Annotated in this window: 13 protein-coding genes; 8 read left to right on the top strand and 5 right to left on the bottom strand. The window is 63.5% G+C overall.

All coding sequences use genetic code 11. The features are described from left to right. The first annotated feature begins 18 nt into the window (after positions 1-18). The 3 genes from iolB (at position 19) to ACR0JC_RS16730 (ending at position 2,087) form a co-directional block, all read left to right on the top strand. Complete coding sequence (gene iolB / locus ACR0JC_RS16740; RefSeq protein WP_170343198.1) at positions 19-825, top strand: 5-deoxy-glucuronate isomerase; 807 nt, start codon at positions 19-21, stop codon at positions 823-825. Then, entirely contained in the window at positions 822-1,580 is a 759-nt protein-coding gene (locus ACR0JC_RS16735) for an SDR family NAD(P)-dependent oxidoreductase (RefSeq protein ID WP_170343197.1), read from the top strand. The genes iolB and ACR0JC_RS16735 overlap by 4 nt, the downstream gene beginning before the upstream one ends. A gap of 90 nt (positions 1,581-1,670) precedes the next feature. Continuing rightward, the gene (locus ACR0JC_RS16730) at positions 1,671-2,087 is read left to right on the top strand and encodes a VOC family protein (RefSeq protein WP_170343196.1); all 417 of its coding nucleotides are present in this window, start codon (positions 1,671-1,673) and stop codon (positions 2,085-2,087) included. Between the two features lie 42 nt (positions 2,088-2,129). Here ACR0JC_RS16730 and ACR0JC_RS16725 read toward each other — a convergent pair whose 3' ends face one another. The 3 genes from ACR0JC_RS16725 to ACR0JC_RS16715 are packed head-to-tail and all read right to left on the bottom strand — an operon-like array spanning position 2,130 to position 4,816. Then, positions 2,130-2,969, bottom strand: coding sequence for a class II fructose-bisphosphate aldolase (locus ACR0JC_RS16725; RefSeq protein WP_170343195.1), 840 nt, complete (start codon positions 2,967-2,969; stop codon positions 2,130-2,132). Then, positions 2,966-3,802: a 5-deoxy-glucuronate isomerase gene (locus ACR0JC_RS16720; protein WP_170343194.1), complete on the bottom strand. Its 837-nt coding sequence runs from the start codon at positions 3,800-3,802 to the stop codon at positions 2,966-2,968. Before ACR0JC_RS16720 ends, ACR0JC_RS16725 begins: the two co-directional genes overlap by 4 nt. A gap of 9 nt (positions 3,803-3,811) precedes the next feature. Beyond that, positions 3,812-4,816, bottom strand: a complete 1,005-nt coding sequence (locus ACR0JC_RS16715; RefSeq protein WP_170343193.1) for a PfkB family carbohydrate kinase — start codon at positions 4,814-4,816, stop codon at positions 3,812-3,814. A 96-nt stretch (positions 4,817-4,912) separates the two neighbouring features. On the opposite strand from ACR0JC_RS16715, the gene ACR0JC_RS16710 reads away from it, so the two are divergent. Then, positions 4,913-6,016 (top strand): Gfo/Idh/MocA family protein, encoded by a 1,104-nt coding sequence (locus ACR0JC_RS16710; protein ID WP_170343192.1) that lies wholly within the window; start codon positions 4,913-4,915, stop codon positions 6,014-6,016. A 43-nt stretch (positions 6,017-6,059) separates the two neighbouring features. After that, positions 6,060-7,193, top strand: a complete 1,134-nt coding sequence (locus ACR0JC_RS16705) for a Gfo/Idh/MocA family protein (RefSeq protein WP_170343191.1) — start codon at positions 6,060-6,062, stop codon at positions 7,191-7,193. Here the strand turns inward: ACR0JC_RS16705 and ACR0JC_RS16700 are convergent, their stop codons facing one another. Next, entirely contained in the window at positions 7,194-8,192 is a 999-nt protein-coding gene (locus tag ACR0JC_RS16700) for a LacI family DNA-binding transcriptional regulator (RefSeq protein ID WP_170343223.1), read from the bottom strand. Between the two features lie 245 nt (positions 8,193-8,437). Here ACR0JC_RS16700 and ACR0JC_RS16695 point away from each other — a divergent pair, with 245 nt between their 5' ends. Both ACR0JC_RS16695 and amaB read left to right on the top strand, forming a co-directional pair. Beyond that, entirely contained in the window at positions 8,438-9,544 is a 1,107-nt protein-coding gene (locus ACR0JC_RS16695) for a saccharopine dehydrogenase family protein (RefSeq protein WP_170343190.1), read from the top strand. A gap of 17 nt (positions 9,545-9,561) precedes the next feature. Further along, positions 9,562-11,061, top strand: a complete 1,500-nt coding sequence (gene amaB / locus ACR0JC_RS16690) for an L-piperidine-6-carboxylate dehydrogenase (protein WP_437342840.1) — start codon at positions 9,562-9,564, stop codon at positions 11,059-11,061. 44 nt (positions 11,062-11,105) lie between these two features. Here the strand turns inward: amaB and ACR0JC_RS16685 are convergent, their stop codons facing one another. After that, positions 11,106-12,683 (bottom strand): DUF5928 domain-containing protein, encoded by a 1,578-nt coding sequence (locus tag ACR0JC_RS16685; RefSeq protein ID WP_170343188.1) that lies wholly within the window; start codon positions 12,681-12,683, stop codon positions 11,106-11,108. Between the two features lie 143 nt (positions 12,684-12,826). Here ACR0JC_RS16685 and ACR0JC_RS16680 point away from each other — a divergent pair, with 143 nt between their 5' ends. Next, on the top strand, positions 12,827-13,645 hold the full coding sequence (locus ACR0JC_RS16680) for a sulfotransferase family protein (protein WP_170343187.1): 819 nt from the start codon (positions 12,827-12,829) through the stop codon (positions 13,643-13,645). The last annotated feature ends 43 nt before the right edge of the window (positions 13,646-13,688 follow it).

Below are 13,688 nucleotides of genomic sequence, written 5' to 3'. Positions count from 1 at the left end.
CCAACACAGGTGAAACCGATGGCAGAACTGCTGAGAAAACCGTTCGGAACCCATGGCAAGGTGCATGACATCACACCGGCCAGCGCCGGCTGGCGCTATGTGGGCTTTGGCCTTTATCACCTGCGGGCCGGCGACCGCGCCGCCGAGGTCACCGGCGACCGCGAGGTCATTCTGGTGATGGTCGAGGGCAAGGCCCGGATCACCGGCGCCGGGCAGGATTGGGGCGTGTTGGGCGACCGGATGAACGTGTTCGAAAAATCCCCGCCCCATTGCCTGTACCTGCCCAACGGCACCGAGTGGGAGGCAACAGCCGAAACCGATTGCGTGATCGCCGTGTGCTCGGCCCCGGGCAAGGGCGGCCATGCCCCGCGCCGGATTGGGCCCGAGGGCATCACCCTGACCGAGCGCGGCAAGGGAACGAATACGCGCCACATCAACAACATCGCGATGGAGGCCGAGGACTACGCCGACAGCCTGCTGGTTACCGAAGTCTTCACCCCCAGCGGTCATTGGTCATCCTATCCCAGTCACCGGCATGACGAGGATGACTATCCCCGCATCACCTATCTGGAAGAGACCTATTACCACCGCCTGAACCCGGCCAGCGGTTTTGGCATCCAGCGCGTCTATACCGATGACGGCCAGTTGGACGAAACCATGGCCGTATCCGATGGCGATGTGGTACTGGTGCCGCGCGGGCACCACCCTTGCGGGGCGCCCTACGGGTTCGAGATGTATTATCTGAACGTCATGGCTGGGCCGCTGCGCAAATGGCGTTTCGTTCCGGCGCCCGAAGTCGAATGGATCATGGAGCGCGACAAATGACCAAGGGTTTTGCCATCTATCCCAGCCTGAAAGGGCGCACCGTGTTCGTGACCGGCGGGGCCTCGGGCATCGGGCGCGAGATCGTGCGCGGCTTTGCCGAGCAGGGGGCCAAGGTCGGCTTTGTCGACATCAACGCCGAGGGCGGAAACGCGGTGCTGGCCGAACTGGACGGAACCAACGCCTTTGCCGCCTGCGACCTGCGTGACATCGCGGCGCTGCGGTCCGCTTTTGACGAGCTGGCGGGCGCGCTGGGCGCGGCGGACGTTCTGGTCAACAACGCCGCGCATGACGACCGGCACGACTGGCGCGAGGTAACGCCAGACTATTGGGACGAGCGCATGGCGACCAACCTCCGCCACATGTTTTTTGCCATCCAGTCCGTGGCGCCCGGCATGATCGACAAGGGCGCGGGGTCGATCATCAATATCGGCTCGAATTCCTGGTGGGAGGCCGGCGCGGGCTTTCCCGCCTATGCCACCGCGAAATCCGCAGTGCACGGCCTGACCCGCACCATGGCGCGGGAACTGGGCGATCACCGGATCCGGGTCAACACGGTCGTGCCCGGCTGGATCATGACCCAGCGCCAGAAAGACTTGTGGGTCACCCCCGAGGCGCTGGCCAAGCAGATCGATCGCCAATGCCTGCCCGACCCGATCGACCCGGTCTATGTGGCGCGGATGGTGCTGTTTCTGGCCTCGGACGACGCGGCCATGTGCAGCGCGGGCAATTTCATGGTCGAGGGCGGCTCGATCTGACGGCCATTAGGTCGTTCCCGTCCGGAATGGACGTGCGTCGATACACTGGGGCCGGTTGACGGATCGACACCCGGCAAGGAAAGATGCGGGATGATTTCCTATGTCACGGTTGGCGCGGACGACATCGCGCGTGCAAAACGGTTTTACTGCGCCTTTCTGCCGGATCTCGGCTATGCGCTGGAAGAGGGTCCCGAGGGGCTGAGTTTCGCCTTGCCGGTGCCGCCGGGCCAACAACCGGTTCTGCCGGAATTTTATGTCAAACCGCCTTTTGACGGGGCCGCGGCCTCGGCCGGGAATGGTGCGATGGTCGCCTTTGAGGCTTGCGATCAGCAGCAGGTACGAGACCTGCACGCCGCCGCGCTGCGGGCCGGCGGATCGGACGAAGGTCAGCCGGGCTTTCGCGCCATGTACGGGCCACGTTTTTATGTCGGCTATCTGCGGGACCCACAGGGCAACAAGATTGCCCTGTTTTCCAGCAATCCGAACGAACCGGGGCGCGACGATTAGGATCCGCCTGCGCGTGTTGAAGAACGGCGCAGGTCGGGACGGTTAGCGCTGCGGCGGTGCACCAAAGGCGCGGATCACGGTGCGGGCGGCAGCAACGACCGGGTCATGGGTTTCCTTCAGGATCGTCACCCGGTCGAACCGGTCGGGGTCGCGGTTCACGGCCTCGCGCAGGGCGGCGCCGAAGGCCATGCGCAGCTCGGTCCCGATGTTGAACTTGCAGATCGCGGTTTCACGCGCCAGCCGCGCGCGCTGTTCGACGGGCACGCCCGATCCGCCATGGATCACCAGCGGCACATTGGTCACGGCCTGAATCCGGCGGATGCGGTCCTCGTCCAGCCCGCCTTCCTTGTTCTGCTGAAGGTGGACGTTTCCGACCGAGATCGCCATCGCATCCACGCCGGTCTGGGTGGCGAAGGTGGCGGCCTCGTCCGGGTCGGTCCCGGCCGAGCCTTCGCCCCCGGAATAGCCGACGAAGCCGATTTCGCCCTCGCACGAAATCCCGGCGGCATGGGCCATTTCGGCAATCGCGGCGGTTTCGTCGATATTCTGCTGCAGCGGCTTGCGCGATCCGTCGAACATCAGCGAGGTGAACCCGCTGTCCAGCGCGATCTTGCACTCCTCGAACGTATAGCCATGGTCTAGATGCGCCACGACGGGCACCGAGGCGTTTTCGGCCAGATACCGGAACATCTTGCCCAGAACCGGCAGCGGCGTGTGCTCGCGGCAGCTGGGTCCGGCCTGCAGGATCACCGGGGCGTTCTCGGCTTCGGCGGCGGCGACATAGGCGCGCATGTCCTCCCAGCCCAACGTCACGAGGCCGCCGACGGCATAGCCCTGTTCATAGGCGGGTTGCAGGACGTCTTTGAGCGTAACGAGGGTCATTTGAACTTGGCGATCATGTCTTTGATGCCCGGGATCGTCTCGATCTGATAGGCGTGGGTGGGTTGGAAATACTGCACCAGCGATCGTTGGGTCAGCCCGCCGAGGATGGTGAAATAATACATCTCGTATCCCGGCAGAACGCAGCAGGGGTGATAGCCCTTGTCGATACAGATCGTGGAGCCATCGACGATGTGATAGGCGTCACCCGGTTCGTTGTCCTCGCGCTGCAGCATCTGCAGGCCCGAGCCCCAGTTCGGTTTGAAACGGAAATTGTAGGTCTCGTCATGCCGGGTCTCGTCCGGCAGGCGGTTGGTGTCGTGCTTGTGGCTGGGAAAGCCCGACCAGCCGCCCTGACCCACGGTGAACAGCTCGCTCACCAGCAGGCGGCCGACCTTGTCATGCTGCTTCTGGCCCAGGATATGCTTGATCTTGCGATGGGTCTTGGTGTCGTCGCTGCCATATTGCACCAAGTCATGCTCGCGCACGTCGAACGGGTCCAGCACCTTGTCATACTTTGCGCCGGCCACGAACACCTCGGCCGTCTCCGACACGCAGACCATCTGCGCCCGGGCCCCCGACGGGACATACGCGCCCTCGGGCTCGCCATCCCAGACATCCTCGCCCCGGTTGCCCAGATGGGCAAAGCGCACGCCTTCGACATCCACGTCGACGCTGCCGGTGGCGGGCACGATGCAGGTCTCGTACCCTGGGACCTGGTATTCGAAGGCTTCGCCGCGCTTCAACTTGACGATGTTGAAATAGTTCAGCGGCACGGTCGGATCATCGACATCGACGATGGGTCTGTTCTGGTTGTCGAACGGGGGGATGTGCATCGGGCTCTCCTATCCGGCCGGGGTGGGGCCGGGGTGGGACGCAAGGAAAGCGTCCAGGTCTTCGGTGGTTGGCATGGCGGGCGCGCAGCCCGGTTTGGACACGACGATCGAGGCGCAGGCCGATCCGCGCAACACCGCCTGTTCCAGCGAATGGCCCGCCGCGACCGAGGCCAGCAGCCCGGCCATGAAGCTGTCGCCCGCGCCGTTGGGTTTGACGGCCGTGACCGGGTAGATGCCCGTGTGGATCTCTTGCCCGTCGGTCAGGGTGACGGCGCCCTTTTCGCCCATCTTGTAGATGACGATGCGGCCGGGTTTCTCGGCCAGATCGCAGGCTTTCCGGAAGCCTTTCTCGATCCCGCCGGCCATGAAGCCGAATTCTTCGTCATTGCCGACGATCATGTCGCTGGCCTCGCCCGCGCGCGACAGCACGTCGGCGGCGACCTGCGCCGAGGGCCAGCTGTAGGGCCGGTAGTCGATGTCGAAGATCACCGGCAGCCCGGCTTTGCGCGCGTTTTCGAAGGCGCGGAAGGTGGCGCTGCGCGACGGTTCGGCGGCAAACACGGTTCCGGCCGAGATCGCCGCGCTGAAACGGCCATAGTCGACCCGGTCCATGTCATCTTCGGTGACCTGAAAATCGACGGCGCCGTTTCGGTAGATGACGTTCTGAAAGTCCTCGATGCAGCTTTCATAGACCGCCAAGGACATGCGGTATTCACCGCCGACGACGCGGATGAAAGAGGTGTCGACACCATAGTGATGCAACTTGTTGAGGCAGAACCGCCCAACCGCGTCATCCGAGACGGAGGTGATCAGCGACGCCTGGCTGCCCAGCTTGACCAGACCCGCGCAGATATTCGCGGACGAACCGCCCAAGTCCGCGCGGAACATGTCGGCATGTTCGCTTTTGACACCGACCGGATCGGCGAACATGTCCATGCCAGCGCGCCCGAAAACGGCAAACCGGTTTCCTTTGATGCCGTCGATCAAGTGACTCAAACTGTTCCTCCCAGGCATTTTGATCCCGCCGATCCGATGGACCTTGCATTGGATCGATTCTCACGATACTGATTTTGCAACCGGTTGCAATCAGTATGTTCGGAGCCGCCCAAAATGCCAGAAATCGGAATTGGAATCGTCGGAGGCGGCTATATGGGCAAGGCCCATTCGGTGGCCATGTCCGCCGTGGGCGCCGTGTTCGACACCGCGCTCAGACCGCGGCTCGAGATGATCTGCGCCTCAAGCCCCGAAAGCGCCGAACGCTACCGCGCCGCTTATGGCTTCCGACGCGCCACCGCCGACTGGCGGGCGCTGGTCAAAGATTCGGCGGTCGAGGCCGTCGTGATCGCCTCGCCCCAGTCCACGCACCGGCAGATCGCCGAGGCGGCGCTCGCACTGGGCAAGCCGGTGCTGTGCGAAAAACCGCTGGGCGCGTCGCTCGAGGACAGCCGCGCCATGGTGGCGGCGGCCGAGGCCTCGGGCACCGTCAACATGGTTGGGTTCAACTATATCCGCACCCCGGCCAGCCAGTTTGCACGCCAGCTGATCGCCGACGGCGCGATTGGCGACATCACATGGTTCCGCGGTGAACATACCGAGGATTTCTATGCCGACCCCGAGGCCCCGGCGACCTGGCGCACGACCGGCATGGCCAACGGCACCATCGGCGATCTGGCGCCGCACATGGTCAATGGCGCGCTGGCTCTGGTGGGGCCGATCGCGCAGGTCATGGCCGATGTGGAAACCGTTCACCACACCCGCCCGGGCGGTGCAGTGACCAATGACGACCACGCCCAGATGATGTGTCGGTTTGAAAACGGCGTCATGGGGAACCTATATTTCAGCCGCATCGCGACCGGCCGCAAGATGGGTTATGCCTACGAGATTTCGGGCACCAAGGGCGCGATCCGGTTTGACCAGGAGGATCAGAACGCCCTGTGGCTCTATCGCCGCGAAGGCCCCGAGGCCCAGCGCGGTTTCACCAAGATCCTGACCGGTCCGGCGCATCCCGATTATGAGCCCTTTTGCCAGGGTCCCGGCCACGGCACCGGATATCAGGATCAGATCATCATCGAAGCCAAGGATTTTCTGACCGCCATTCATTCCGGCCGGAGCAACTGGCCCACCTTCCGGGACGGGCACGAGGTCAACCGGGTGCTGGCGGCGGCGCTGGCCTCGGCCGACAGTCGCGGCTGGCAGGACGTCGGCGCGTTCTAGGCCCGGCACGTTTTCCAACATCGTTCGCAGAGAGACCAAGACCATGGCAAAGTTGAAATGGGGCATGATCGGGGGCGGAGAAGGCAGCCAGATCGGACCCGCCCACCGTCTGGGCGCACAGGCCGACGGCCTGTTCGAATTCGCCGCCGGCGCGCTGGACCACCGGCCCGAGGCGGGGCGCGCCTATGCGCAGCGGCTGGGTGTGCCCGCCGACCGCGCCTATGGCGACTGGCAGGAAATGCTGGCCGGCGAAAAGGACCGGCCCAACCGGATCGACCTTGTAACCATCGCCACCCCGAACGCCACCCATTTCGAGATCGCCAAGGCCTATCTTGAGGCCGGGTTCAACGTGCTGTGCGAAAAGCCGATGACCATGACCGTGGAAGAGGGCGAAGAGATCGTGCGCGTGGCCCGGGAGTCGGGTAAGATCTGTGCGGTCAACTACTGCTATTCGGCCTATCCGATGGTGCGGCAGGCCCGCGCCATGGTCCGCGCCGGCGAGATCGGCAAGGTGCGCCTGGTCGTCACCAATTTCAGCCACGGCCATCATGGGGACGCCACCGACGCGGACAATCCGCGCGTGCGCTGGCGTTATGATCCGGCCATGGCGGGCGTGTCGGGGCAATTCGCCGATTGCGGCATCCACGCGCTGCACATGGCCAGCTTCATCTGCGATGACGAGGTCGCGACGCTGTCGGCCGACATGGCCTCGACCATTCCCAGCCGCCAGCTGGAAGACGACGCGATGGTCAATTTCCGCATGGAGGGCGGCACCGTGGGCCGGTTGTGGACCTCGTCCGTGGCGATCGGGCGGCAGCACGGGTTCGACATCCAGGTGTTCGGCGAGACCGGCGGGCTGCGCTGGGCGTCCGAATACCCCAACCAGCTGATCTACACCCCGGTCGGTGGACGAACCCAGATCATCGAAAAGGGCGAGGGCGGCCTGCATGAAGACGCGATGCGCCTGTCGCGGGTGGCGATTGCCCATCCCGAGGGCTTTCCGCTGGCCGTAGCCAATATCTATTGCGATCTGGCCGACGCGATCCGGGGCGAGGCCCGTGATGGTCTGCCCGATGCCGCCGATGGCGTCCGTTCGATTGCCGCGGTGCACGCAGCGGTGGCCTCGGCCCGGGCCGAGGGCGCCTGGCAGGACGCGCGCCCGCCGATGTTCCGTTGATCAGGGGCGGGGCCGCAACGTGCCCCGCTCGATCACCCGGCAGGGGAAGATCCGCGCCTCGGGGTAGCGATCGGGCGTTTTCAGCATCTCTTCGACCAGATCGACCGACGCGGTGATGATCTGCTTGATCGGCTGATGGATGGTCGTCAGGTTGATGTATTCCCAGCGCGACATCTCCATGTCGTTCAGGCCGATGATCCCGATGTCGGAACCCGGTTTCAGCCCGTGGTCGGCCAGCGCCGACAGCGCACCGATCGACAGGATGTCGTCGCCGCAGAAATAGGCCTGCGCCGGGTCACCCGCCAGCAGGCGCAGCATCTCGGCCCGGCCGGCCTCGAAGGAGTAGGCCCCGGCGAAAGAGTGGCTGACGGGAACCTGTGGGTGGTTTGCCATTTCCTCGGTAAAGCCCCGTTGCCGGTCCCGTGCCGAGGTCGCATCGATCGGCCCGCCCAGATAGCCCACGCTGGCATAGCCTCGCGAGACCAACTCGCGCGCGGCCATGCGTCCGCATTCCACATTGTCGATGCCCACCACATGCACCTCGGGCGAGGTCGCCGAGCGCCCGAAGGTGTGCACCACCGGCACGCCGGCATCGTGGAACGCCTTGGCAAAGCTGGGCGGCAAGGTCGACGAGGCGACGATCACCGCATCCACCGAATATTGCCGCAGCATGCGCACGGAATTGGCGGGCTCGGTCTCGTCGGTCAGGTTCACGATCAGGGGGCGCAGCCCGCGTTCCTGCAGGGCGCGGGTGAACTGGTCGAAAACCTCAAGAAAGATGGGGTTGTGGAAGTTGTTCGAGATCAGCCCGATCAGCTTGGTCCGCCCCGTCGTCAACGACGAGGCCAGCGCGTTGGGGCTGTAGCCCAGTTCCTTGGCGGCCTTTTCCACTTTGGCGCGGGTCTTGGCCGAGACCGAGGCGCCCGGCGTGAAGGTGCGCGACACCGCCGACCGCGACACCCCGGCCAAGGCCGCAACTTCCTTCAGCGTAACGCCCACTTGCCTTGTCTCCTTCGTGAGGTCGATCGGGTCTGTTGAATGTCGCATCATTGCAAAAATGGTGCAATCGGTTGCAAGGCATTTCCACCCCTGACGTCAGGTTCCAAGACGCTGCGGCCGTGATCCGACATTATGATTCAATTTTCGTCATTATGGCGGAAAAGCCGCCCGTTTCGTCAACTCGATTGCTGTGCCCGGACGGCGGCGCGGTCATACTGGAACCAGAGCAGAGGAGGAGGCGCGCAATGAGTTGGAACATCTGCGTCGTCGGGGCCGGAAAGATCGGACAGATGATCGCCGCCCTGTTGAAGAAATCGCACAATTATACCGTAACCGTGGCCGACCATGACCTGACGGCCTTGTCGGCGTTGAACAGGCAGGGCATCACCACCCGACAGATCGACGCGGGCGACGAAGCCGGGCTGGCACAGGGGCTTGCGGGGTTCGATGCGGTGATCTCGGCCGCACCGTTTTTCCTGACGCCTGCCATCGCCAAGGCAGCCAAGGCGGCGTGTGCGCATTATTTCGACCTGACCGAGGATGTCGCCGCCACCAACGCCGTGCGCGAACTGGCCCGCGACAGCGGCACCGCCTTCATGCCGCAATGCGGGTTGGCCCCGGGTTTCGTCGGCATCGCGGGGGCCTCTTTGGCGGCCGAGTTCGACACGCTGGACAGCCTGCACATGCGGGTGGGCGCGCTGCCGCTCTATCCGACCAATGCGCTGAAATACAATCTGACCTGGTCCACCGACGGGCTGATCAACGAATACTGCAACCCCTGCGACGCCATCGTGAATGGCGAGCGGGTCAAGACCGCGCCGCTCGAGGATTACGAGATCATCGGCCATGACGGTGTGGAATACGAATGCTTCAACACTTCGGGCGGCCTCGGCACCTTGCCCGAGACGCTGGCCGGCAAGGCGCGGGCGGTGTCCTATCGCTCGATCCGCTATCCCGGCCATCGCGACATTCTGAAGCTGCTGTTGACCGACCTGGGCCTCGGCCAGCGCCGCGACCTGTTGAAGGACATCTTTGAAACCGCGCTGCCGCGCACCGATCAGGACGTTGTTCTGGTCTATTGCACGGCCAAGGGCATGATCGACGGGGCGCTGCGCGAGAAATCCCTGATCAACAAATCCTTTGCCCGCACCATCGACGGCCAGGTCTGGAGCGCGATCCAGATCACCACCGCCGCCGGCGTTCTGGGCGTGGTCGACCTGATGCGCACCGGCGCGCTGCCCACCCAAGGCTTTGTCCGGCAAGAGCAGGTCAGGCTGGATGATTTCCTGAACACCGAATTCGGCCAGCTGTACCGCGCTGGCGAAGTGACCCCCCAGAACAAGGCGGCCTGAACATGAAAGACGTAGTCATGACTGCAGAACACACACTCGAAAAACTGGGCCTGACGGCGGCCGAGCTGACTGGCGGCACGCTGGAGGTCCGCTCGCCCATCGACGGCCGCGTGCTGGCGCGGGTGCATGAAACGCCTGTTGCCGACATGGACGCGGTCTTTGCCCGCGCCACGGCGGCCTTCAAGGCTTGGCGCACCGTGCCCGCCCCGCGCCGGGGCGAGCTGATCCGCCTGCTGGGCGAGGAATTGCGCGCGGCCAAGGAGGACCTGGGCGCGCTGGTCAGCTGGGAGGCCGGCAAGATCACCTCGGAAGGTCTGGGCGAAGTGCAGGAGATGATCGACATCTGCGACTTTGCCGTGGGCCTGTCGCGGCAGCTGTATGGCCTGACCATCGCCTCGGAACGCCCCGGCCACCGGATGATGGAGACCTGGCACCCGGCCGGTCCGGTCGGCGTGATCTCGGCCTTCAACTTCCCGGTCGCGGTCTGGTCGTGGAACGCGGCGCTGGCGCTGGTCTGCGGCGATCCGGTGATCTGGAAACCGTCCGAGAAAACGCCTCTGACCGCGATGGCCTGTCAGAAGATCTTTGAAAAGGCCGTGGCCCGTTTCGGCGACGCGCCCGAGGGGCTGCTGCAACTGCTGATCGGCGGTGCCGATCTGGGCAAGGCGCTTGTGGCCAGCGAGGCGGTGCCGATCATTTCGGCCACCGGCTCGACCCGGATGGGCCGCGCGGTCGCGCCGATCGTGGCGCAGCGGTTCGGCAAATGCATTCTGGAACTGGGTGGGAACAACGCCATGATCGTCGGCCCCTCGGCCGATCTGGAAATGGCGGTGCGGGCCATCGTGTTCTCGGCCGTGGGCACCGCGGGCCAACGCTGCACCACGCTGCGGCGTCTGATCGTGCGCAACTCGATCCGTGCCGATCTGGTTGCGCGGCTGAAACAGGCCTATGCTGGCCTGCCCATCGGTGACCCGCTGGCCGAAGGCACCCTGGTCGGGCCGCTGGTGGATGAGGCCTCGGGGCTGGCGATGGAGGCCGCGCTGAAGGCGGCCGAGGCCGAAGGCGGCACCGTCTTCGGCGGCAAGCGCGTGACCGACGGCGTGCCTGAGGGCGGTGTCTACATGCAGCCCGCGATCGTCGAAATGCCGGGCCAGACCGAGATCGTAAAGACCGAAACCTTTGCGCCGATCCTCTATGTCATGGGCTATGACGGTTTCGACGAGGCGCTCGAGATGCAGAACGACGTGCCGCAGGGCCTGTCGTCTTGCGTATTCACGCTGAACATGCGCGAGGCAGAGCAGTTCCTGTCGCCCGCCGGGTCCGATTGCGGCATCGCCAACGTGAATATCGGCCCCTCGGGCGCCGAGATCGGTGGCGCGTTCGGCGGTGAGAAAGAAACCGGTGGCGGACGCGAAAGCGGCTCGGACGCCTGGAAGGGCTACATGCGGCGGCAGACGAACACTGTGAACTACTCGGCCGAATTGCCATTGGCGCAGGGCGTGAAGTTCGACATCTGAAAACCCGGCCCGGCGGCCTAGCGCGGCCGGGCCAACACATGCGTTCAGTCCGTGAACAGGTAATCAAGCCGCATGATCGACTGGGCGGTCTCCTCCAAAACCCCAAGGAATTCTGCGATCGCGGCCACGTTCTCGGCCGGGTCAGCGGTTTCGCGCAATCGGAAGAACCTCTCGATCCCGGCACCGCGTAGCTGTTCGGATTCATAGGCCAGATCGCTGCGTATCGTCGGTAACAGGCGTTCGACGGTTGCGGCTGGGCTGTTTTCTCCGGCCAACCCGACCCTGTGGGCGTGGCCGACAAGATACGCGTCTGAATAAGTGCACTCGATTTCAAGCACATGGGTGCGCGCCTTGTCCGAGCAGAAATCCTGTACGATATCCAGACTGGCGGGATCGAGGCAGATCAGCAGCCGGTCGGTGCCGAAGTGATCGTACAGCATCCGGGTGACCGCCCTGCGATGCCGGGATCGTTTGACCAGCGTGGTCTCCAGGCCCCCCAGATCGGGCAGCGGGGCGGCCTCCTCGTTGAACAGGTACTCGATGCAGGGCAGGTTGGTCTCAGAGGCGATCTGGTCGATCAGCCGCTTGGCCACATGCCACTTCTTGCAGACGACCATGTACAGATCGCGATCGGCGCCCAGCGTGTTGGCCGTTTCCCAGAAGCGGGGCGCATACCGGCGTCCCACTCGGCCGCGGCCGGTCAGAAATCCGTGCAGATTCCGTCCCTCGTTCGATATCTGGAACGCGACCCCTTCGCTGGCATAGAGCGCACCCAATTTCTGCTTCAGCAACTGCGCCTCGGGGCTGATCTTGCGGGCGAACAGGTAATCTTGGGTCAGCAGCAGGTCGTAGTGATCGTTGTAAAACGTCACCGGCATCCCGTAGTCCGAGAACATCAGGAAAGTCAGCGTGCGGTTTTCGATCTCGGTTTTGGGGATCAGGTGGCGCACGAGGGTCTGAAAGAACGTCTCGTCCGGAATCCAGGTGGTCGAGAAAAAACGGACCACGTCCCGACGCTGGCGCAGGAAATCCAAGATCATCTCGATTGTCCGGCGGCGCAGGCACCACCACTGGCTGCCGATCATGATCTGGAGATCCTCCGGGATCTCGCGGGTCAGGCCGAGACGTTTCTGGGCCTCGTAGGCGGCATAGAACAGTTTGCTCTGCGTGCGCTCGTTGAAATAGTGACGGTAGATCAGCCGGTCTTCCTTCATGCCGGTCTTGATCCAGTCGCTTTCGAAGAAGTCGTGGCTTTCGATGAAATCCTTGTCGGTTTCATCCAGAAACCGATGCGCATATTCCGCGGTCTTTATCGCCATGCAGTCGCCCGACAGCATGTAGAAATGGGTCGCTCGCGGGAAGGCGTCGACCGCGGCTTGCACCGCGTTCAGTGTTGCCTGCACCAGCGACCATTCCCCCCAGCCACATTTGATCCGTCTGGCCGCGAAGGTCACATTGGGATTGCTTTTCAGGGCCGTCTGGATCCGGTCAAAGTCCCGTGCGGATGCGCTGGCATCGAAATGGATGGCCATGCAATCCCCTGCGGCCGTCAGCCGTTCGGCCTGTGCGATAATCGCGTCAGGGTCTTTATGACACAGTAGAATGTAGGCGATCTTGGCCATTGGCGTTGCATGAAGTCCGTTACTGCCCGGTTCCAACCGTGATACTGAGGATGAGCGATTGAATAAACAGAATATTTTTGCTTCTCTGGCGTCAAAAGCTGGCGCATCACCTTGAGACTCGGCCGGCTAAGGAGGCATGGCAGATGGGATTTCCCGGTACATGGATGACCGAAAGCGAAAGCATGGTCTATCGCGTCGTGCCCAAATGCGCCTGCTCGACCATCGGGCAGATCATGTATTACTCGGATCACGGTCGGTTCTTTGACGGCGATATCCACGACGCCAAGGACGGGATGCACAAATGGGCGTTTGACCACAGCCAGGATGTGATCTCGGCCAGTGTGCGGGGACACAAGTCGTTCGCCTTCACCTGCGTGCGCAACCCTTATACGCGGATCCTCAGTTCGTTCTTCGACAAGATCTGCGGGATTCAGCGCAACGGGAAACGGTACCGGGGCAATCTGGTGCCGACGCTGATCTACAATTACGGGATCGAGGTCGGGGGCGAGGACGGCAAGGGCGAATTCGACCAGATTGCCAGTTTCCGCCGGTTTCTTCTGTTTGCGCGCGACACGATCCGTTGGCGCCGGCCAATGGACCCGGACATCCACTGGTCGGCCATGTCGGGGCATGTCTCGACCTTCATCGTGAATGGCGGGCGCTATGACCGGATTTTCTGGACCGAAAAATTCAACGACGGGATGCAAGGCGTGCTGGACGCGCTGGAAACCCCGCATCCCGTGACCCTGTCCGAAATCCCGCGCTTCAACGAATCCGAGGGCCACGGCCCCAAACGTGCGCACCCGGTCGAGGACTATTTCGACGACCTGTCGATGCATCTGGTCTACGAGATCTACAAACAGGATTTCGAATTGTTCAAATACGATTTCGAGAACCCGGCCAACAAGATGCCGACAGGTGAAATCGACCTGGATGAGATTCACGCCAAGTTGGGTGATTGATCCTACAGGCAGGGGCGCTCCCGTCCATCGTCGATGTCTCTGG

Source organism: Ruegeria sp. CH5, from assembly GCF_056537025.1.
Note: the sequence above shows the minus strand (reverse complement) of the source record. Positions and strands in the feature narration are given on the sequence as shown.

Bases quoted from the DNA above. Each gene is read 5' to 3' on its own strand.
- ACR0JC_RS16725 (WP_170343195.1), bottom strand. From the start codon at position 2,969: ATGACCCTCGTTACGCTCAAAGACGTCCTGCAACCCGCCTATGAACAG.
- ACR0JC_RS16710 (WP_170343192.1), top strand. From the start codon at position 4,913: ATGCCAGAAATCGGAATTGGAATCGTCGGAGGCGGCTATATGGGCAAG.
- iolB (WP_170343198.1), top strand. From the start codon at position 19: ATGGCAGAACTGCTGAGAAAACCGTTCGGAACCCATGGCAAGGTGCAT.
- ACR0JC_RS16705 (WP_170343191.1), top strand. From the start codon at position 6,060: ATGGCAAAGTTGAAATGGGGCATGATCGGGGGCGGAGAAGGCAGCCAG.
- ACR0JC_RS16730 (WP_170343196.1), top strand. From the start codon at position 1,671: ATGATTTCCTATGTCACGGTTGGCGCGGACGACATCGCGCGTGCAAAA.
- amaB (WP_437342840.1), top strand. From the start codon at position 9,562: ATGACTGCAGAACACACACTCGAAAAACTGGGCCTGACGGCGGCCGAG.
- ACR0JC_RS16680 (WP_170343187.1), top strand. From the start codon at position 12,827: ATGGGATTTCCCGGTACATGGATGACCGAAAGCGAAAGCATGGTCTAT.
- ACR0JC_RS16735 (WP_170343197.1), top strand. From the start codon at position 822: ATGACCAAGGGTTTTGCCATCTATCCCAGCCTGAAAGGGCGCACCGTG.
- ACR0JC_RS16720 (WP_170343194.1), bottom strand. From the start codon at position 3,802: ATGCACATCCCCCCGTTCGACAACCAGAACAGACCCATCGTCGATGTC.
- ACR0JC_RS16695 (WP_170343190.1), top strand. From the start codon at position 8,438: ATGAGTTGGAACATCTGCGTCGTCGGGGCCGGAAAGATCGGACAGATG.
- ACR0JC_RS16685 (WP_170343188.1), bottom strand. From the start codon at position 12,683: ATGGCCAAGATCGCCTACATTCTACTGTGTCATAAAGACCCTGACGCG.
- ACR0JC_RS16715 (WP_170343193.1), bottom strand. From the start codon at position 4,816: ATGCCTGGGAGGAACAGTTTGAGTCACTTGATCGACGGCATCAAAGGA.